Below are 20,007 nucleotides of genomic sequence, written 5' to 3' on the forward strand. Positions count from 1 at the left end.
AAAAACGTTCAGAATCTTGCCGTGCTCCTCGGCATCAATCAGCGATAGATCAACTATTTTTTGGGTCGGACTTTCGATCATATGTTCAGCTACGCTGAGGTAATGACGGATCAATTGCGCCACTTCGTTTTCATCAAACAGCTCCATACGGTAATCCAGATGCAGGACGAGCTTTCCGTCATCCAGCATCTCGACCATGTGAAGATCGAAGTCGTTCACGATATCCCCGCAAAAATCGTTATCCGCCTGCATGACCGAATCGCCAAACGGAGCAAAGCTCAACGTGCGGTATTGGATGGACGCCCCGAATAAGCGCTGGATATCCTGGCTGCGCCGGGCCTCCCGCAGGTCCTGAACGATCTTGTTATACGGATAGCGCTGATGGCGCAGGATCGAGGCCTGCTCTTTGGCTACGGTTTGCAGGAAAGCCAGCAACTCGGACTCGGGCTCCACCCGAACCCGGGTTGCGACGGTGCTGACGAACATGCCGATCGTATCTTTTTCTTTCTTCGACGTCCGGTTCGCGTACAGCGTGCCGATCGGAATGTCCTGCTCCTGCGTCATTTTGTACATGTAGATATATAAAGCAGTCAAGAAGAACGTGAACAGACTGATCCCGTTTTGCTCGCAAAACGATTTCACCCCTTGGTAAAGCCCGTCGTTCAGCACGACGCTTTCCCGTCTGGCGGCTGTGCCGAGCGTTAAGGGATTGTAGGATTTCAGCCCGAGCGTCTCCGGGAACTCGCTGAATTTGTCCATCCAGTACGCTTTATCTTTTTGATAGCGGTCGGATTGCTCGTACTCCTGCTCCACTTGAATAAAATCGAGATAGGAAGGCGGGTTTTTCCCCGCAACGGCCGAAGTCTTCCCGCTAACGATCTGCGAGTAATGCTCGCTGATTTGGTTGACGGCCTGATTCATGGACACGCCGTCAGTCACGATATGATGCATTTTAAAATTGAACCAGGTTTCTTCCGCGCCGATCCGAAGAATAACGAACCGGTACAAATCCGAATCCAACAGCTCGAACGGCACCAGATTATGACGGCGCACCCATTCCTCCGCCTGCGCTTTGTCCAGATTGAGGCATTCGATTTCCTGATCGGCGTGCGGCCTCACATATTGACGGGGAACCCCATTATCCGACACGATGCGGATTCGAAACGAATCGTTCCGGGCAATCACTTGGTTAATGGCTTGCTTCAAGGCGTCGACCTGCACATGGCCCTTTATTTTAACCGTCCCGATGATGGTGGACGTATTGCGGTGCGGATAAAGCAATTCCGTATACCAAATCCGCTGCTGAGGCTGCGTTAACGCATAAAATTGGACCTTACTTCCGCTCATGAGTCTCTCCCCTTGTGAAAATATTTGGAAAAGATATCCTGTAAACCGTCGTCTGCCTACCGTATCGCATCCGGCGGACATCAGGCCGGTTGTCCGGCCGGATCCGCTCGAAACTGCAAATGATACAGCTCCGCATAGTGCCCCCCTTCGGCGAGCAATTGCTGGTGAGTCCCCTTCTCCTTCACCTCGCCCTCGGCAATGACGCAAATGACGTCCGCCTGCTCTACCGTAGACAGCCGATGGGCGATGACAAGGGTCGTCCGCCCCTGCATGAGCGCCTGAACCGCTTGCTGCACCTCATGCTCCGATTCGGCGTCCAGCGCCGACGTCGCTTCGTCGAGCAGCAAAATCGGCGCGTTCTTCAGCAGCGCCCGGGCAATGGCAAGGCGCTGGCGTTGGCCGCCGGACAGATTGACGCCCCGCTCGCCGACGACGGTATCGTAGCCGCCCGGCAGCTCGGTAATGAACGAATGGGCGTACGCCGCTTTCGCTGCGGCCTCCACTTCCTCCATCGAGGCTTCGGGAGAGCCGAAACGGATATTGTCGGCGACGGTGCCGTGAAACAGCGTCGATTCCTGCGGGACGTAAGCCATAAAGTTCCGGATCTCCGCCAGCGTATAGTGTCCCGCCGCCTTCCCCCGGATCGTCACCGTTCCCTCGTCCGGAGGGTAGAAGCCAAGCAGCAGCTTCATGACGGTGCTTTTGCCGCCTCCGCTCGGACCGACGAGCGCCGTCGTCCGTCCCTCCTCCACCGTCAGGTTGAACCGCCGCAAAACCGTGCGGGACGGATCGTAGCCGAACGAAACGCCGTTGAATTCCAAGGCCGCCTGCGGAGAAGCGGCGATGGGCGCTTGATCGGAGGGCGCAATCGTCCCGGGAAAACGCTCCGGTTCCCCGGGTTCGTCCAAAATCTCGCGGATCCGGGTCAGGCTCGCAAACGAGTTCTGCATCAGCGAGACGGCGGAGCCCAGTTGAAGAAACACCGCCGAAATGCCGGTTTGCAGCTGCACGATTTGCCCTAGCGTGCCAAGCTCCATCTGCTTCCAGGAGACCATCAGGAGACCGATCACAAGCATGCCTCCCAAGGTCAGAAACTCGATGAAGAAATTGCACGCGTCCTGCAGACCGAGATGGCGGCCCTGCTTGATTCCGGTATCGCTTACCGCGTCGCTGGCTTCGCTGCACAAGCGGCCGACCTTTCCTTTCAAGGCGAACAGCTTGACCACCTGAAGGCCGGTCAGCAGATCGCTGAGCCGTTCCGTAAACCGTGCCGTCTGCTCCTGCAGCCGTCCGCTTATCGTCCGCATCTTCCCGGCGAACCTGGCATTCAGCCAGGCCGACAGCAGGGTAAGTCCGAACGTGACCAAAGCAAACCGCCAATCCAGCGCAAGCAGAATCACGATCGAGCTGACGAACATGGTAATTTCCAAAATGATGGATCGCATATATTCCGTATACGCCCGTTCCAGCGTCTGCACATCGTTGGTCATCCGGGAGATCAGATCGCCGGAATGACGTCCTTCCGCCGCCCGGTAAGGCAGTCGGCCGATATGCGCGAACAATTGCAGGCGGATGTCCGCCAAAGTCAATTTCACGCAGCGGTGGTACGCATAGCTGCATAAGGGCGATAAAATGCTCAGCGCCAAAAACGTGCCGCACACCAGATAAATCGCCCGGTAAAGCTCCGCCGTATCCCGGTTGACCACAAAATCAAGCAGGTACCGGAGCACGAAAGAAAGCAAAATCGGGACGCTTGCGTTGGTGAGGCTATTGCCGAACAAACCGACGTAGTACAGCTTGCTTCGCGGCTTCATAAACGACATCAAGTGCCGAAAATCATCGAACCCCTGCTTGAAGGTCATGCTCTCCCCTCCTTGCTGCCTGCGAACGGTCAAGTCCGGCGGTATCCTCGTCCTCCGCAGCCGCAAACTGCTGAACGTATAATTTGCTGTAGACTCCTTGATGTCTCAGCAGCTCGTCGTGTGTCCCGCTCTCCGCGATCCGCCCTTGATCCAGCACGATAATACGGTCGGCCTGCCGGACGGTCGACAACCGGTGAGCGATGACAAGCACCGTACGGCCACCCATCATGCTCTTCAGAGCGCTCTGCACAAGCGCCTCGGATTGGCTGTCGAGCGCCGAGGTAGGCTCGTCCAGCAGCAGCAGGGAGGTATCCTTCAGGAACGCCCTGGCGATGGCGATCCGCTGCTTTTGCCCGCCGGACAGACCGCCTCCCCGTTCGCCGAGCGGCGTCTCATAGCCTTGCGGAAGCTGCATGATAAATTCATGCGCATGCGCCGCTTTCGCCGCCTCGACGATTTCCTCGCGGGTGGCGCATGCGCGCCCGTAACCGATATTTTCGGCAATGGTGGCCGGAAAAAGATACGATTCCTGTGACACCAGCGATAAGCGGGCGCGCAGCTCGGCCGGATCCCAATCGGACAGCGGACGGCCGAACACTTCGATCGTGCCGCCGCCATCCGGCTCGGGCTCGTAAAATCCGCATAGCAGCTTAAAAAGAGTGCTTTTGCCGCCTCCGCTGCCGCCGACAATCGCTACCGTTTCGCCTTCGTTCACCTGAAAGCTGATTCCGTCCAGCACCTTCGTCTCGCCGTCGTAGGAGAACGTCACCGCCTCGAATCGTACCGGAGCGGCATCGGGAAGGACCGGCCCGCTCATTTGCCCTTTTCGTTCCGTCGGCCAATCCAGCGCCTCGAACAAATGCTGGGCGGCTCCCGCAGCTTCTTTGACTTGCGAAATCATTGTCGGCAGCATCGAAATCGGCTGCAGAATGAACGTAATGAGATAGAGAAACAGGACGATCCCGCCTGCGCTCAGCTCCCCTTGCGCGATCAAATAACCGCCGTAGGCAATGACCAGAATAATGGGCGTGGAGAAGAGCGCGACGCCTATAGGCGTGATCGCCGCATACCGCTTTTCCATGCGCAAGCCTTGCCGGATCACCTCGTTCATGATCAGCGTATATTTTTGCAAAAAGGCCGCCTGCATGTTGAATGCTTTGACGATGGCCATCCCGCCGATCGCGTCTTGGGCCACGACATTCAGCTCGCTGAGCTTTTCCTGAAGCTGCGCCGAATACGATTGAATCGGCTTGTTCAGCAAAGCGGCCAAGACGATGCCGAGCGGCATCAGCACCAGACTGGACAGCACCAGCTTCCAGCTCGTGAGCAGGAGCAGGGTCAGAGCGCCGACAAAAACAACAGGCAGATAGAACAGATTGGCGAAATGCTGGATGAAAAAGTTTTGCAGCACGGCGGTATTGTTCGTCAGTCGGGAGACCAGGTCTCCCGTAAAACGGCGCTCCACGCTCGACATCGTCAGATCGCCGAACCGGTCCACCAGCTCGTTACGCAAATCCCTTAACGCGCTGACGCTAAATCTTGCTGAAGCGTATTTGATGACAAATTTACACGGCATTCCGACCAATACCATCGCAAGGACCATAAGAATGATTGCGATAGGCGAACCGATCGTTCCCTCGGCCAATCGTTCGATGGCTTTGCCCAACACGATATCGATGGCAGCCACACAGAGGGAAGCGAACACCGTGACCGCAACCCATGGAAAATAAGGTTTGACATAGCGGGCCAATCTGGAAAAAGCGGGGGTTCGTTTGGACAAATGGGAGCCTCCTATTCCTTGCAGATAGCCGATGGTCTTTAAATTCCTAAGCCTCAAAATGCGTTTGTTATCCCAATCTCCTCTCGCTTTGTCGGTATGTTTATCCGGCTTCCTCTCTCACCCTTTCGATAGATGTCACGTTTCATCGTACTCTTGCCAAATCAATGAATATTATTCCGATAAAATTTATGTAGTATATAAAAGGAATTGTCCCTCGATAACAGAGGTTATCTTCCGCCCCCTCTCAACCATGGACATGTAGCATGGCTGGCTTATCGGAAAACAGCCGGTTTCTTGGGCGTAGACAATACGTGTATCATGCTGTCGATAATCCCCGTCTCCTGCTCATGGAGAAAGAAGTGATTGCCCTCGAACAGCTGCAGCTTGAAGTCGCTGCTTGTATGCTCCTGCCAAGCGTGGAGCGAGTCTAAGCTCACATCATGATCTTGTGTCCCCCCAAAAACGGTGATCGGGCAGCTCAGCGGCTCTTGCGGATGGTAAACGTACGTTTCGCAAACGGCGAAATCCGAGCGCAGTCGAGGCATGACAATTTGCATCAATTCGTCATTCTCCAAAATTTCTTCAGGTGTTCCCTTGATGAGTCGCAGCTCTTTCTTGAATTGATCGTCTGGCAGGCGATGAAGTATTTTTCTTGTGGAGGCGTGGTGCGGTGCGGCTTTTCCTGACGCGAAGAAGTGTACAGGCAATACACGATGTTCCAGATACAGCTGCCGGGCCGTTTCAAAAGCGATCAGCGCGCCCATGCTGTGTCCGAAAAAAGCGAAAGGCGAATGCAGGAATGGCGTCATTTCCGAAACAAGCGATTGCACGATGTCCGGAAGAGAGCTCAGCGGGCTCTCCAATGCCCTGCTTTCCCGGCCCGGGAGTTGAACGGGGCATACTTTAATCTCTGGCGGAAACTTTCGTTTCCAGTTGCCGAATACGGACGCTCCGCCGCCTGCATAAGGAAAGCAAAATAAACGAAGCTGCATGCGCGAGCCGGCCTCGGTATTCGGAAACCAAGAAGGCGTTCGTGAAATCATGTGGACCCTCCCCTTCTATGTGTTGTCGAAGCGCGAATCCCATTCTCTGCTAATTATATACAAATACTAGGACCTATTGGCATGAGACATAAAGCCTAATTTTGGGAAAAGAAATTTATAGGAACCAAAATAGCCATTTTCACTCATTTATGGAACAAAATCATATTCGCTTTTTATTTTCATTTTTTCTTTCATTTAACAGATTGGCTTGGTCATTTTACATTTCATTCATTTTCGTTCTAAAGAAACGGTAAATTGACGCCGAATTTCGAAAACCAAATCTAAAAAAAGTCAAGTTCCATTAGACTTCCCATGTCGTATCCATTCATAGCCATTTTCTCGTGATTTACGAAACTAAAAAAACCAAAACAAAGATTTCGTTAACATAAAGCGGTCTCCGGCGGCGCTTCCCAAAAAATGCTCTTGTCGAATCATGTCAAACAAACATTCCCGGAATCGAGACTTAAGACCCATATGCCTGATTCACAAAATTTCATCATGCTTATTGTGCACTGTGCAAGGTAGAAACGGTAAAAAAACACCCGACAGGTGTTTCCCGCGTTCGATAGGCGAACGAAGGAGAACGGCGTCAGGTGTCCGGAAACGAGCGGTTATGTTTAACGTCATGCTGCAAGCGGTACTGCATCGGCGTGGTGCCGAGTCTCTTCTTGAATACGTAATGCAAATAGTTGGCGCTGGAGAAGCCGTTCTGAAACGCAATCTGATCGATGGTGAGCTCGCTCTCGGCCAATTCCTTGCAAATTTGCGCGAGCCGCACATGCTCGATGTACTCGCTGAACGTGCCTCCCGTCTGCTCGCGAAAAATGCGCTGCAGCTGCCTCGGGCTGACCTGCACCCGCTCCGCCACCGCCTCCAGCGTTAACGGCGCCATGTAGTTGTCCTTAATAAACTGGGCGGCAAGCTGGTAGCGGTAGTTTTTCATATCGCGGGACGGCAGGTCCCGCTGCGGCGTATCGTCGTAGGCGCGCGTCATCCGCAGCAGCACCTGAATGATCGCTTGCTTGATCACCGTCAGGACGCCCGGCTGATTCTCGTACCATGCCCGGTAGGCGGTCAAGAAGCATTCCATCGCCTTGTATTTGTCGGCCATCGGCCGCGGTGGCAGCTGCTCCAGGCGGCGGATGCACGCTTCCGCCTCCGCCTGCTCCCAGCGGGCTCCCCACGCCTCCGAATCTGCCGTCTCTTCCGCATCCAGCTTCTGAATATCGATATGCAAACACAGCTCATCCATCGCCTCCAAGGCGTCGGCCTCCTGATAATGCAGGAGACCGGGACCGGTCAAATACATCTGGCCTTCCTGCAGCGAATACGGCTCGCTGCCGAGAATGACCTTCCCTTTGCCGCGCGGGATGAAGTGAAACTCGTAGTCCGAATGCTTATGAAAATGAACGATCCGGCCCGGAGCAAAGCTGGTATGGTGAAAGTTAAGCATGCGAATGCCGTATCGGCCCCATTTGAACTCCACCTCCAGCCGGTCAAGCGCCGTCGGGTTTTCCAGCATCAGCTCGTACGGATACGGCCTCGCGCCGATTCGGGATTGGCCGTTCATGGCTGCAAATCGCTAAGCCGGCAGGCCGCCCCGGAACGTGCGGACAAGTTCGAAGCTTCCATTAACCGCGTCAGGTCCAGCGCAAGCCCGATATTTTCGTCCGCCGTCGTCCCTTGCTGAATATGGGCTACCCACTGATGAAAAGCCGACGGGCGACCGGCAGGAAGCTCCTGCACGCGCCATTCCCCGTCCGACGCTGCTCCGCCCTTCGCCGTGCGCACGAGCAAGCGGTTGTCGTGCGTCGAATAGAGCAAGCTGCCTTCCGTGCCGTGCACTTCGATCACGAACGGCGAGTGGCGGTTGACGAAGCCCGCCTCCACGACGGCAAGCGCCCCGCTGGCATAACGCAGCACGGACACCGCATTGTCCTCAACTTCCCGGCCGGTGACGTAGCCATAGCTGGCCGATACGCTCTCCGGCATGCCCAGGAACAAACGGGCCAGATACATCGGATGGCAGCCGAGGTCGATCATTGCGCCGCCGCCGCATTGCCCGGCGTTGTAGAAGTGCGCGGGAAGCCAGCCGTTCGCCGATTGCTCGTTCGGAATTGCGCCGTTATGGGACAGCCGCGTACGGACGAGCGTCACTTCGCCAAGCAATCCCCCGTTCAATACGTCCTGTACGGCCAGCGTATAGCTTTCGTTCAAGCGCGGAAGCGAGACCGTTAGTTTGACCCCGGCCTTGCGGACCGCCTCCATAATTTCGTTGCTTTCCTTCAGCGTCGGCGCCACGACTTTTTCCGTAAAAATATGCTTGCCCGCTTGCGCCGCAGCCACCATCACATCGCGGTGCAGGTTGGTCGGCGTATCGACAATCACCGCATCGATATCCGGCTGGGCGAGAAGCTCATCCAGCTTGTCGTAAAACCGCACGCCCCGCGCTTCCGCTTCCCGGCGTCCGCGCTCCGGCAGCTCATCCCATACGGCCACAATGTCCGTGTCCGGATGCTCCGCCGCCTGCTTCGCGTAATCGGCGGCATGCACATGCCAAAAGCTGAGCATCGCTACTCTGATCATCGTTCCCATCCTTCCTTCGGGCGCTTAGTCGAAGTATACGGCTTTGCCCGTTTTCGCCGATTCGTAGATCGCTTCGAGAATTTCGGACACGACGCAAGCCTGCTCCGGCGTGACGACCGGCTGCTTGTCATGCAGGATGGCATCGATCCACAGCCGCATTTCCGTATCCGGCGCGCTCTCGCTTTGACCGTCGTAGAAATCGACCCCGCCGCTGCCGAGCTGGATCTTGTTCATGTACAAGCGGCTCAGCTTCTCGCCGTTCAGCCGGAGGCCGTCCTCCATATCCGCGCCGCCTTCCGTTCCGCACAAGGTGCTCTTCGCTTCCTTCGCATCGAGCGTGTTCAGCGCCCAGCTCGATTCCAGCATAATGGTCGCGCCGTTCTTCATCACGATCATGCCGAAAGCCGAATCCTCCACCGTAAACTTCTTCGGGTCCCAAGGTCCCCAGGCATTGGCAGCGTTTTCTTTGCCGGACAATTTATGAAATGCCGTTCCGAGCACAGCCTTCGGTTCGTAATTGTTCATCAGCCAGAGCGTCAGGTCGAGGGCATGCGTGCCGATATCGATCAGCGGTCCTCCGCCTTGCTTCTCCTCGTCCAGGAAGACGCCCCAGGTCGGCACGGCGCGGCGGCGAACGGCATGCGCTTTCGCATAGTAGATGTCGCCAAGCTCGCCTTCCTCACAGATGCGTTTCAAGTAAAGGCTGTCCGCCCGGAACCGGTTGTTGTAGCCGATCGTCAGCTTCTTGCCCGTCCGATTGGCCGCCTCGACCATCCGGCGCGCATCGGCCGCTGTCTTAGCCATCGGCTTCTCGCACATCACATGCTTGCCGGCTTCCAGCGCCGCAATCGTAATCTCCGCATGGGAATCGTTCGGCGTACATACGTGGACGACATCGATCGACGCATCCTGCAGCAGCGTTTTATAATCTTCGTAGACTTTCGCTTCCGTACTGCCGTACTTCGCCTTCGCTTCCCCGGCCCGGCCGGAAATGATGTCACAAAATGCGACAAGTTCGACTTGCTCCAAACGGGACAGACTCGGCAAATGCTTTCCGTTCGCAATACCGCCGCATCCGATAATGGCAATTTTGAGCTTCTGGGACACTTGATACGCCTCCTATTTTTGTACGACATGCCTACATAGTAGCATGATTGCGGCGGCGGTGAAATTGCAATTTGGCGACAGGAAAAAGTAAGATATTACGACATCGTTAAAAGTACAGAGCAATCTTCGCTCAGCCGTTTGTCAGCGGGAAGCCTCCCGCAAAAACTGCCCGATCCGGCGGACCGCTTCCTGCAGCCGGTCCTCTTCCTGAACGAGAGCGATGCGGACGTAGCCTTCGCCTTCCTTGCCGAACGCATCGCCCGGAATAACGACGACTCCCGCAGAATACAGCATTTCCCGGGAAATCTGTCGAGACGTCCAGCCTTCGGGAATCGGTGCCCAGATGAACATCGTCGCCTTCGGCTTCGGAATGCTCCAGCCGGCTTCGTTCAGCCCTTCGATCACAATATCCCGCCGCCGTTCGTACAGCGCTGCAACCGACCGGCTTCCCGGCATCATATCTTCCTCCAGCGCTGCGATGCCGGCCTGCTGCACCGCCAAAAATACGCCGTAGTCGATATTGGACTTCAACACGCGCAGAGCGCGGACCGCGTCACGCTGCCCGACCATGAAGGCGATGCGGCAGCCGGCCATATTGAAGCTTTTCGACAAGGAATGGAATTCGACGGCGATGTCCTTCGCTCCCTTGACTTCCAGGATGCTGGGCGGCTTGAACCCGTCAAACGACATCTCGGAATAAGCAAGATCGTGCACCAGCAGCAGCTCGTGCTCGCGGGCATACTCGACCAACCGCTCGAAGAACGCCAAGTCGACTACCGCCGACAGCGGGTTGCTCGGATAGTTCAAGAGCATGAATTTGGCTTGCCGCGCCACGTCCGCCGGGATGTCCTCCAGCTTCGGCAAAAAGCCGTTATCGGCGCGCAGCGGCATATGGTAAGGCTGCACCCCGGCCAGCACCAGACTCGCGGAATAAATCGGATAACCCGGATCGGGAACCATCACGGTATCGCCGGGGTCCGTCACCGCCATCGCCAAGTGCGCCAAGCCGTCCTGCGAACCCATCAGCGTGACGATCTCGTCCTCCGGATCGAGCGTGACCCCAAACCGGTGGGCGTACCAGCGGGCGACCGTTTGCCGGAACTGCGCGCTTCCTTCCGATGTCGGATAGCCGTACAGGCCCGGATCGTTCACCGCGCGCGTCAGCGCTTCCATGACACGGGCGGACGGCGCCCGGTCCGGGCTTCCGATGCCGAGGTCGATCACATCGACGCCGCGCGCCGTCACTTCCCGCTTCCACGCCGCCATCTCAGAAAAAATAGCCGAACCCAGTTCGGCCAATCGTTTCGATTCCCATCTTTTCATCTATGCGTTACCTCGTTTTCCTTCCGAACGCCGATTCGGAATGTTGATTATACCTTCAGTCCCGTTACCTCGTGAACGTACCACATCATGCCGATGAGAAACGCCGCAAGCAGCGCATACGCCGTCCCGAACTTCCACCGCGACGCCGTAGGAACTTCGTAGTATTTGTCATTTTCATATAAACGGTAATCGATCTGGCAGTGGATCATCAGATGCAGACCGTCTTCTTTCCGGAGATGCTCTACTCGGGTCACGTGGGCACGCTTGATGATTCCTTGATGCATGAGCGGCACCGTTCCTTGAAAATGAAGACCTTCCCAGAGGACGTTGACATACTGCTGCCCGTCCAAATCCGAGAACGTGACAAAAGGCAGCTCCCGCTTATGCTCCGGGCCGGGAATCATATAGCCGTGTGCCAGCAGCGGCTCGGCCGCCACCAGAAAGCTCGCGTTGACGAACCGCTCCTCGCCCTGCTTGCGGTCCTTGACGAATTTTTTGTACAGGTCGTAGGCGAACATTGCCCAAATGATGAAGAACAATATCGAGCGCAGATAAATGATCACGACCAGTCCTCCGACCAAGCCGACCAGCCAAAGCCAGCGCGTTACCGCCGTCGCGATCCGCCCTCCGTCAAGCGGATGAATCGGCAGCAGGTTGATCAGATTGAGAAAAAAGCCGACATAAGCGATCGAATAAAGCAGTTTACTATGATCCGGATTATCCATCGCATAGGCTGCTCCGAATACGGCTAAGGCGCCGACCGTTCCGAGAACCGGTCCGCCTATAGCGACATACGCTTCCGTCACCGCATCCCGGGGATGCCGCTTCATGTTGATCAGCGCGCCCAGGAACGGGATAAACACCGGGGCTGTCACCGGCAGCCCTTTTTGCTTGGCGGCAATGACGTGACCGAGCTCGTGGATGAGCAGCAGCAGTACCAAGCCGATAGCGAACTGCCACGGAAAAACGATCGCATACGCGCCGATGGTCACCGCCATCGAGATGATCGCTCCCCCGAATTTGCCGAGCTTCAGCAGCGGCAGCAGCGTTTTCAGCTGCGTCAGAATGAAGGTCGCGGCTGCGCCGATATACCAAAGCGGATTTTGTTTTTTCGGTTTAGGTTTTTGCTGCAACAAGGCTCACGCTCCTTAGACAAACCTTACGATTCGTTCCCCCAATTTTCTTCGTACAGCTCCGGCTTGAAGCCGACCGTCACCCGCTCCCCATCCGTCGCGACCGGCCGTTTGATCAGCTTGCCGTTCGATGCAAGCAGCTTCATTTTCTCCTCGTCGTTCAGCTGCGGCAGCCTGTCCTTGAGCTGCATCTCTTTATACACTTCGCCGGAGACGTTAAACCACTTTTTGATGTCCAGCCCGCTTTGCGGGATCAGCGTCCGAAGCTCCTCTATGGTTGGAGGCTGCTCCATGATGTGGATCGCCTCCACTTCCCATCCGTGCTCTTTGAGCCACTTCAACGCGCTCCGGCAGGTGCTGCAAGAAGGGTATTGAAAAACTTTGATCGATTTGCTCTTGCTCATGATTTCTCTCATCCTTATCCTATCCTGAAATGGTTAACTATGACATGAATTCATTATACCGATGAATCGGCAGGTCCTGCAAATCGCGGCTGGTGCGGCCAAAAGTTGAAAAAAGGCGGCCATGCGCAGATAATGGAAAAGAGTCCCATGTTGATACGGAGTCTTGTCGAAAGCACGTCCGAAGGATACCGACGCTTTCTACTCGATTCAGGAGGAGCTTAAGCCATGATTTATGCTCTTAAACTCATTTACAGTTTCTTGATGCCTCCCGGCTGCTTCGTTCCGCTGCTGCTCCTGATCGGATGGTGGCTTTATGCCCGCGTCCGCCGCTCGGCCGGCATCGTTCTGTTCGCCTCGGCCTGCCTCGTCTATTTGCTCTCGATCCCGCTTGTCGGCGAAACGGCGCTACAATCGGTCGAAAATCGCTATTCGCCGCCTGCGGTCCTGGAGGGCGACGTCTACGTCATGCTGACCGGCGGAGCGGTGTCGGGAACCCCGGACGTGAGCGGTACCGGCCACTTGAGCGGCAGCACGCTGCACCGGGTCGTTGCGGTGGCCGAGCTGTACGCCGCCAAGCCGCTGCCGGTCATCGTCTCCGGCGGGCAGGTGTATGCCGATACGGCCAACGAAGGGCAGCTGGCCCGCAGCAAGCTTATCGCGCTGGGCGTTCCGGCCGAAGCGATCCGGTTGGACGACCGGAGCCGCACCACGCAAGAGAACGCGCGATACGCGAAGCAGCTTCTGGACGAAGGCGGCTGGAAGCGGCCGATTCTCGTGACGTCGGCTTTTCATATGCCGCGTTCAATGAAGCATTTTGCCGCACAGAACGTCCGGGCCCTTCCGTATCCGGTCGATTACAAAATCAGCCGCGGCACAGGCTGGACGGGGAGACTATGGATTCCGACCTCTGCGGCCATGGACGATCTGAGCCTCGCGGTCAAAGAGTATTTGGGGATGCTGCAGTAACGAACGAAACCAAAAAATCCGCCGTTTCCCCGGTCGTATCTTGAACACGCGGGAACGGCGGATTTTTTATGCTTCGTGTGCAGCTTCCGACTGCTCCAATTGCTTGACGCAGCGCTCCATATCCGCCGGCAGCGGCGCGTGAAATTCCATCCGCTGGCGCGTAACGGGGTGTGTCAGCCCGAGCGTGCAGGCATGCAGCGCTTGACGCTCCATCCCATAGTCTGCTGCGGGCGAAGCCGCTTGGCGGACGCTTGGCGCCGCCTGCTGCGGCGTTGCGTCGCTCTCGCCGACAGGTGTGCCCTCGGACGATAACGCCGAGGCTCCATGCCGCAGCTGCACACCGCCGGCTTCCGGGCTTTTTCCCTCTGCAGCCGCCTTATCCGCCTCGTCCGCCGTTCCGCCCGGACCGTACATCTTATCGCCGAGCAGCGGATGGCCGAGATGCCGCATATGCACGCGGATCTGATGCGTCCGCCCCGTCTCCAGCCACAAGCGCACGAGCGTCGCTTCGCGAAACCTCCGCTCTACGCGGTAATGCGTGACAGCCGGATAGCCGGTTGGCGTGACGATGCGGACATGCGGCGCAAGCGGGTTGCGGTCGATCGGCGCGTCTACCGTGCCTTCGTCGCTGCCCATCACGCCGTGTACGAGCGCGACGTATTCCTTCTTTAGCCCATGCGCCTGCATTTCCTCCGAAATCTGCTGATGCACGTAAGGATTTTTGGCGACGGCCAGCACCCCGGACGTCTCCTGATCGAGCCGGTGCACGGGACGGAAGCGGAAGCTTACGCCCTTTTCCCGCCAATAATGAACGACGCCGTTCGCCAGCGTATCCGTGTAATGTCCGTGCGTCGGGTGCACGATCATCCCGGCCTCCTTGTTCAGCACCAGCAGCTCGTCGTCCTCATACAAAATGTCGATCGGAAGCGGCTGCGGCAAAATGTCGTCCGACGCTTCCATCTCCATCCGCGCGGCGACCCGGTCTCCGGCGCGTACCTTCACATCGATATATTTGCGTTCCCCGTTGACCGTAATGCCCTGCTCCGTCAGCTTCAGCCGCGAGAGAAGCTTGCGGGATACGCCCATTCGTTTTTGCAAAATCGTCCTCAGCACCATGCCGTCGTCTTCTGTCGGGACGATATATTCCAGCGGTTTATAATAGCTCATGACTTGCGTCTGAACACCTCGGCGCTCCGAATATATTCCACGTCGCCGTTTCCGGCCCGATGATTGGCTACCCGGGCGACGGTAAAGAACAAGTCCGACAGCCGGTTCAAATAACGGCGCACCTCTTCGTTGATCGGCTGCGTGCGCGCGAGCGTGACGACCCGGCGCTCGGCGCGGCGGCATACCGTCCGGCATACGTGCAGCGCCGCCGACGCCTGGCTCCCGCCCGGAAGGATAAAGCGCTGGATGTCCGGCGTCTCCGCATCGTATTTGTCAATCCACGCCTCCAGCCGGTCCACCATCTCGGCCGTTACCTTATACGGCCGCAGCTCCTGCTTCAGCAGCGCCAGATCGGAGCCGCAGTCGAACGTCTCGTGCTGGATTTGCAGCAGATCGGCGAGCAGATCCGCGTCGCGTTCCGCATCCAGGAACCCCATCGCCTGGCCGATAAAGCAATTAAGCTCGTCGACCGTGCCATACGCCTCGACACGGACGTCGTCCTTGTCCACGCGGCCTCCGATTACCCCGGTTTTCCCGGCATCGCCCGTTCTCGTATAAATTTTCACTGGAATCCCTCCCGGCCTTTATTCCACCCTATCATCTCATACAATCGCTCCATATCCAAGTGCTCCCGCACGTGGGCCGCGAGCCGGTCGAAGGCCGCCTCCCGGCGTTCCTGAAAGCGCAGCTCCGCCGGCAGCGGCTCCAGCCCTTTCGCGGCGCGAATCCGGTTCAGCCACGCGCGGCGGAAATCGTCGTTATGCAAAATGCCATGCACATACGTGCCCCACAACCGTCCGTCCGCACAGACCGCACCGTCCGGCGACGAACCGGCTTCGGCGGCTCCGGCATCGGGATGCGACAATTCGAACGGGTGGTCGACGGGCCGCAAGAACGAAGTCACGCCCATGTGAATCTCATAGCCCTCGACTGCGAACTTCTGTCCGGGAGCCGCATACAGCCGTGTCGTCCCTGCGGCTCTCACGGTCCGTTTCTCCGCGGCAAAGACGGTTTGCGTCGGGAATAAGCCGAGTCCGTCGAGCGCCGGTTGATCCGATTCGACCGCATTCGGGTCGAGCAGCTTCTCGCCCAGCATCTGATACCCTGCGCAGATGCCCGTCACCCATCCGCCGCTCTCGGCAAAATCGAGCAGCTTCCGGTCAAGACCGCAGCCGCGAAGGTACAAGAGATCGTCGACCGTATTTTTGCTGCCCGGCACGATCACCGCATCCGGGGACCCGAACGTCTCCGCCGAATCCACAAAGCGGAGCCGGACATCGCGCTCGTATTCCAGCGGATCGATATCCGTAAAGTTGGACAGGCGCGGCAGCCGGATGACGGCGACATCAAGCATGTCCTCGGACAGCGCCGGATCTGCCCGGCCCAGACCGCCCTCCGCCAGCTTTCGTTCGAGCGACGCCGAATCCTCGTCCTCCAGCCCAAGCTGCGGCAAATAAGGAATAACGCCCAGCACCGGCTTGCCCGTCCGCTTCTCCAGCCATTCGATTCCCGGCGTAAGCAGCGTCACGTCGCCCCGGAATTTGTTAATGATAAAGCCCTTCACCCGGCCGCGCTCCTCCGGCGATAAAATGTCCAGCGTCCCGACAAGGGAAGCGAACACGCCTCCGCGGTCGATATCCGCCACGAGCAGCACCGGGGCGTCCGCCCATCCGGCCAGCCGCATGTTGACGATATCCCGGTCCTTCAGATTCACTTCGGCCGGGCTGCCCGCCCCTTCGATCACGACCGCGTCATAGGCTTGCCGCAGGCGGGCGAGCGCTTCCTTCACCACCGCTTCGGCTTCCGGCAAATATTTCTCCCGGTACGTCCGCGCATCCAGGTCACGGTAAGGCTTGCCGTGGACCACGACTTGCGAGACCATGTCTTTTTTGGGCTTGAGCAGAATCGGGTTCATGTCCGTCGTGGCCGGAATCCGGCACGCGTCCGCCTGCATTCCCTGCGCCCGGCCGATTTCTTTGCCGTCCGGCGTCACGTAGGAGTTGAGCGACATGTTTTGCGATTTAAACGGCGCCACGCGCAGGCCGTCTTGCAGCAGAATGCGGCACAAGGCCGTCGTCAGCAAGCTTTTGCCGACATCGGAGGCTGTCCCCTGCAGCATGAAGGTCGGAGCGAGCTTCATCGGCGCGGAAGCGGCCGGAAGCGGCTGCGGACAGGCAGCATGGGGTACGGTCCCGCCGCTGCTAAGCGAGCCTTCCGGCCTCCAGGCTGCCGCTTCTTCCCCCGCCGTCGAGCCCCCTCGCGCCTCAAGCAGCTCGGCAATCGCCTGCCTGAGACCGTCCAGCAGCGCTTCGTTCTGCTCCCTCAGCTTGACCGCCACCCGGCAGTACGTTTCGTCCAGCCCGGGGAACAGCGAAGCGTCCCGGATCAAAATGCCCCGCCGGCCCATCGCCGCTTGCAATGCCCGCACGTCGAGTCCGAGCGGCCGCAGCGAAAACAGTACAAAGTTCACATCGCTCCCGTACACGGTCAGGCCGAGCGATTGCAGGCCGGTACGCAGGCGCTCCTTCTCTTCCTTTACCCATTCCAGCGTCCGGCGCGCAAACTCCCGCTCCTCCAGGACGGCCGAGCCGATCCATTGGGACAACGCGTTCACGCTCCACGGCACCTGCAGCCGTTTCATCTCGCGGATTTGCTGCGGATGCGCCACCGCATACCCGAGACGAAGTCCGGGAATCGAATAAAACTTCGTCATCGAGCGGATCACAGTCAAGTGAGGGCTTTGCGCCGCAGCACGGGCCAGCGTCAGCTCCTCCTCCCGCGGGCAAAAGTCAAGAAACGCCTCATCGACGATAGCCGGAATCTGTCCGCCGGCCAGCGCCTGCACCACATCATCCGGCAGCAAACGCCCGGTCGGATTGTTCGGATGACCGAGAAACAGCAGATCGCACCGGCCGGCAGCCGCCTGCACGTCGGCCAGACGAAGCGTAAAGCCGTTCGCTTCATCGAGCGGGATGTCCGTGATGCGTCCCCCGATTTTTTCCACGGCTTCCTCGTATTCGGCAAAAGACGGGCGGACCAGTCCCGTCACCCGGGGACGGCGCACCCGGACGGCCAAATCGATCAGCTCCGCCGCCCCGTTGCCGACAAGCACGCATTCGACCGGAACGCCGTGCTTAGCCGCCAGCTTGCCGGTCAGCTCCCGCACCGCCGGATCCGGGTAATGGACGACCTCCTGCCACTGCTCGGCCAAAATGCGTCCTACCGCCTCAGGCGGTCCGAGCGGGTTCATGTTCGAGCTAAAATCGACAAACCGCTCCCGCGGCTTGCCGAAAGCTTCCGCGGCCGTCCATAAATCGCCGCCGTGTCCGTATCGTTCCAGCATCGCAATCTCTCCTATCCCTTAATCAACACTAGCGCGAGCAGCAGCGCCGCTTCAAGCAGTTCGTTCATCGCCCCGTATGTATCGCCCGTCAACCCGCCTAATTTTCGGTGAATCGAAACGCTCATCAGAACCCCTGCCCCAACCGTCACAGCGAGCAGAATGGCGACTATTCCTACCATATGCCAAAACGGCAGCGAAAGCCCTCCGAATGCTTCACCCGCCGCAGCGACGCAAAACGACAGCAGCAGCGCCACCAGCCCCGAGCCCGCGGCATGCCCGGCTCCGACACCGCGAAAAAAGCCGCCCATCCCGCTCCCCGACTGCCGCGCATACGGCCAGCAGGCAATCGCCACGACCACGTACCAGCGGCTCCACAGCGGGACCAGCGCCAAGAGGATCCACAGATTCCCTTGGCCGCCGGCTGCCGCGGCAGGCAGCAGCTCCGTTAGCAGCGACCATTTCAGCAGCAGGACCAGCACGGCGGCGATGACACCCATCGCGCCGACCCGGCTGTCCTTCATGATTTCCAGCATTCTCTCCCGCGAGCGATAGCTCAAGATGCCGTCAGCCGTATCCATCAGCCCGTCGAGGTGCAGCGCCCCGGTGAGCATCACCCAGATCCCGAGCAGCAATACCGCTGCCGGCAGCGGGGACAGCACATTGGCCAACAGCAGCCCGGCAGCTGCTGTAATCAGCCCCAGCACCAGCCCGACGAGCGGATAAAAAACGACGCTCCGCCGAAACAAAGCGTCGTTATAGTCCAGCTTCACCGGTACGGGCAATCGGGTTAAAAATTGAAACGCAGCCGCACAGGCTTCGCCCCAAGACCGGATCAAACGAATAAAAGCGCGCACAGCAATCCCCCCGCAATGACGTAACTGACGCCGTACAGCATGCGCACGGTCCTTTTAATATCTTCCCGGGTGCGTTCCCGCAGCGGCCAGCCCATCCGGGCCCGCTCGCTTGTCCGGCCGTGATACACGTTCACGCCCCCAAGCTCGATGCCGAGCGCACCGGCCACCGCCGACTCCGGAATCCCGCTGTTCGGACTCGGATGCAGCCGGGCAAACTTCAGGACCGCTTTTGCCGCGCGAACGGCATTCAGTCCGGGGCTTGCAAGCGCAACCAAGACGAGCAGCCCTCCGGTCAGCCGCGCCGGAATCCAGTTCAGCACATCGTCGAACCGGGCCGAGGCCCAGCCGAAGTGCAGGTACTTGTCATTTTTGTAGCCGACCATCGAGTCCAGCGTATTCGCCGCGCGGTACAGCATCGCCAGTGGAGCTCCGCCGAGCAATGCGAACAAGATCGGCGATACGACGCCGTCCACAATATTTTCAGCCACCGTCTCTACGGTCGCCCGCGTAATCTCCGGCTCGTCCAGCCGTGTCGTATCCCGTCCGACGATGTAGCCGACATATTTTCGCGCTTCGTCCAGGCGCCCTTCGGCCAGCGGTCGGTATACCGCCATGGCCGCATCCTTCAGCCCTTTGATAGCGATCGTGGTCGAAATGAACCAGGTGTTCACCGCGTAGCCGAGCCACGGATGCACCTGCGACGCGGCCCAGACGATGAAATACATCGCGCCGAACGCCAGGCCTACCGTCGATGCGGCAAGCACAATGCCGCGCCAGCGTACGGCCCACATGCCGTGAGCGTCTGCCGACTGCGCCCCATCCGGCCACAGCCGCCTTTCCACGGCGGAAATCCACCGCCCGATCCAGATTACGGGATGCGTCAGCCAGCGCCATGACGGATCGCCGAGCATCCAATCGATGACGATGGCGGCCAGCACCATTGTTAGCGTTTCACTCATACGTTGGTGGGTGTATCTCTTTGTTCGCTCCGCTTGACTTCGTCAAAAGTCGCTCTCAAAGAGATACACCTCCTCCCTATAAAAGACTAAAAAGCTTAATGCGCTGCCGGCGGCGGGCATAGAGCCGGGCATG

General features: G+C 58.3%; 16 protein-coding genes. 1 reads left to right on the top strand and 15 read right to left on the bottom strand.

Features of this window, described 5'->3' with window-relative positions:
* The 10 genes from PEH01S_RS11065 to PEH01S_RS11110 all read right to left on the bottom strand — a co-directional run.
* Nucleotides 1-1,347: condensation domain-containing protein (locus tag PEH01S_RS11065; protein WP_127485425.1), on the bottom strand; the 1,347-nt coding region annotated here is incomplete at its 3' end.
* A gap of 80 nt (nucleotides 1,348-1,427) precedes the next feature.
* Nucleotides 1,428-3,209 (bottom strand): ABC transporter ATP-binding protein, encoded by a 1,782-nt coding sequence (locus PEH01S_RS11070; RefSeq protein ID WP_025853198.1) that lies wholly within the window; start codon nucleotides 3,207-3,209, stop codon nucleotides 1,428-1,430.
* Nucleotides 3,184-4,989 (bottom strand): ABC transporter ATP-binding protein, encoded by a 1,806-nt coding sequence (locus tag PEH01S_RS11075; RefSeq protein ID WP_127485427.1) that lies wholly within the window; start codon nucleotides 4,987-4,989, stop codon nucleotides 3,184-3,186. Before PEH01S_RS11075 ends, PEH01S_RS11070 begins: the two co-directional genes overlap by 26 nt.
* Nucleotides 4,990-5,261: 272 nt before the next feature.
* Nucleotides 5,262-6,032, bottom strand: a complete 771-nt coding sequence (locus tag PEH01S_RS11080) for a thioesterase II family protein (protein ID WP_127485429.1) — start codon at nucleotides 6,030-6,032, stop codon at nucleotides 5,262-5,264.
* 589 nt (nucleotides 6,033-6,621) lie between these two features.
* Complete coding sequence (locus PEH01S_RS11085; RefSeq protein ID WP_025853193.1) at nucleotides 6,622-7,602, bottom strand: AraC family transcriptional regulator; 981 nt, start codon at nucleotides 7,600-7,602, stop codon at nucleotides 6,622-6,624.
* Nucleotides 7,599-8,618, bottom strand: coding sequence for a Gfo/Idh/MocA family protein (locus PEH01S_RS11090; RefSeq protein ID WP_127485431.1), 1,020 nt, complete (start codon nucleotides 8,616-8,618; stop codon nucleotides 7,599-7,601). Before PEH01S_RS11090 ends, PEH01S_RS11085 begins: the two co-directional genes overlap by 4 nt.
* A gap of 24 nt (nucleotides 8,619-8,642) precedes the next feature.
* Entirely contained in the window at nucleotides 8,643-9,725 is a 1,083-nt protein-coding gene (locus tag PEH01S_RS11095) for a Gfo/Idh/MocA family protein (RefSeq protein ID WP_127485434.1), read from the bottom strand.
* Between the two features lie 141 nt (nucleotides 9,726-9,866).
* Nucleotides 9,867-11,048, bottom strand: a complete 1,182-nt coding sequence (locus PEH01S_RS11100) for an aminotransferase class I/II-fold pyridoxal phosphate-dependent enzyme (RefSeq protein ID WP_127485436.1) — start codon at nucleotides 11,046-11,048, stop codon at nucleotides 9,867-9,869.
* A 47-nt stretch (nucleotides 11,049-11,095) separates the two neighbouring features.
* Entirely contained in the window at nucleotides 11,096-12,181 is a 1,086-nt protein-coding gene (locus tag PEH01S_RS11105) for a site-2 protease family protein (RefSeq protein WP_127485576.1), read from the bottom strand.
* 26 nt (nucleotides 12,182-12,207) lie between these two features.
* On the bottom strand, nucleotides 12,208-12,585 hold the full coding sequence (locus PEH01S_RS11110; protein WP_127485438.1) for an arsenate reductase family protein: 378 nt from the start codon (nucleotides 12,583-12,585) through the stop codon (nucleotides 12,208-12,210).
* A gap of 225 nt (nucleotides 12,586-12,810) precedes the next feature.
* Between PEH01S_RS11110 and PEH01S_RS11115 the strand changes: the two genes are divergently transcribed.
* Nucleotides 12,811-13,551, top strand: coding sequence for a YdcF family protein (locus PEH01S_RS11115; protein ID WP_025853186.1), 741 nt, complete (start codon nucleotides 12,811-12,813; stop codon nucleotides 13,549-13,551).
* A 66-nt stretch (nucleotides 13,552-13,617) separates the two neighbouring features.
* Here PEH01S_RS11115 and PEH01S_RS11120 read toward each other — a convergent pair whose 3' ends face one another.
* From PEH01S_RS11120 to cbiB, 5 genes are read right to left on the bottom strand one after another with little or no spacing between them, the layout of a single operon-like run.
* Entirely contained in the window at nucleotides 13,618-14,718 is a 1,101-nt protein-coding gene (locus tag PEH01S_RS11120; RefSeq protein WP_025853184.1) for an RluA family pseudouridine synthase, read from the bottom strand.
* On the bottom strand, nucleotides 14,715-15,284 hold the full coding sequence (locus tag PEH01S_RS11125) for a cob(I)yrinic acid a,c-diamide adenosyltransferase (protein WP_025853183.1): 570 nt from the start codon (nucleotides 15,282-15,284) through the stop codon (nucleotides 14,715-14,717). The genes PEH01S_RS11120 and PEH01S_RS11125 overlap by 4 nt, the downstream gene beginning before the upstream one ends.
* A complete protein-coding gene (locus tag PEH01S_RS11130; protein WP_127485440.1) occupies nucleotides 15,281-18,061 on the bottom strand; it encodes a cobyric acid synthase in 2,781 nt (926 codons plus the stop codon). Before PEH01S_RS11130 ends, PEH01S_RS11125 begins: the two co-directional genes overlap by 4 nt.
* Nucleotides 18,062-18,072: 11 nt before the next feature.
* Nucleotides 18,073-18,915, bottom strand: coding sequence for an adenosylcobinamide-GDP ribazoletransferase (gene cobS, locus PEH01S_RS11135; RefSeq protein ID WP_127485442.1), 843 nt, complete (start codon nucleotides 18,913-18,915; stop codon nucleotides 18,073-18,075).
* On the bottom strand, nucleotides 18,894-19,874 hold the full coding sequence (gene cbiB, locus PEH01S_RS11140) for an adenosylcobinamide-phosphate synthase CbiB (RefSeq protein WP_127485444.1): 981 nt from the start codon (nucleotides 19,872-19,874) through the stop codon (nucleotides 18,894-18,896). Before cbiB ends, cobS begins: the two co-directional genes overlap by 22 nt.
* Between the last annotated feature and the right edge of the window lie 133 nt (nucleotides 19,875-20,007).

The sequence above is a fragment of the Paenibacillus ehimensis NBRC 15659 genome, from assembly GCF_004000785.1.
Classification (GTDB): domain Bacteria; phylum Bacillota; class Bacilli; order Paenibacillales; family NBRC-103111; genus Paenibacillus_G; species Paenibacillus_G ehimensis.

What these genes read in the sequence shown, in the direction of transcription:
- PEH01S_RS11120 (WP_025853184.1), bottom strand. Translation starts at nt 14,718, where the DNA reads ATGAGCTATTATAAACCGCTGGAATATATCGTCCCGACAGAAGACGAC.
- cbiB (WP_127485444.1), bottom strand. Translation starts at nt 19,874, where the DNA reads ATGAGTGAAACGCTAACAATGGTGCTGGCCGCCATCGTCATCGATTGG.
- PEH01S_RS11100 (WP_127485436.1), bottom strand. Translation starts at nt 11,048, where the DNA reads ATGAAAAGATGGGAATCGAAACGATTGGCCGAACTGGGTTCGGCTATT.
- PEH01S_RS11130 (WP_127485440.1), bottom strand. Translation starts at nt 18,061, where the DNA reads ATGCTGGAACGATACGGACACGGCGGCGATTTATGGACGGCCGCGGAA.
- PEH01S_RS11110 (WP_127485438.1), bottom strand. Translation starts at nt 12,585, where the DNA reads ATGAGCAAGAGCAAATCGATCAAAGTTTTTCAATACCCTTCTTGCAGC.
- PEH01S_RS11085 (WP_025853193.1), bottom strand. Translation starts at nt 7,602, where the DNA reads ATGAACGGCCAATCCCGAATCGGCGCGAGGCCGTATCCGTACGAGCTG.
- PEH01S_RS11090 (WP_127485431.1), bottom strand. Translation starts at nt 8,618, where the DNA reads ATGATCAGAGTAGCGATGCTCAGCTTTTGGCATGTGCATGCCGCCGAT.
- PEH01S_RS11115 (WP_025853186.1), top strand. Translation starts at nt 12,811, where the DNA reads ATGATTTATGCTCTTAAACTCATTTACAGTTTCTTGATGCCTCCCGGC.
- PEH01S_RS11070 (WP_025853198.1), bottom strand. Translation starts at nt 3,209, where the DNA reads ATGACCTTCAAGCAGGGGTTCGATGATTTTCGGCACTTGATGTCGTTT.
- PEH01S_RS11080 (WP_127485429.1), bottom strand. Translation starts at nt 6,032, where the DNA reads ATGATTTCACGAACGCCTTCTTGGTTTCCGAATACCGAGGCCGGCTCG.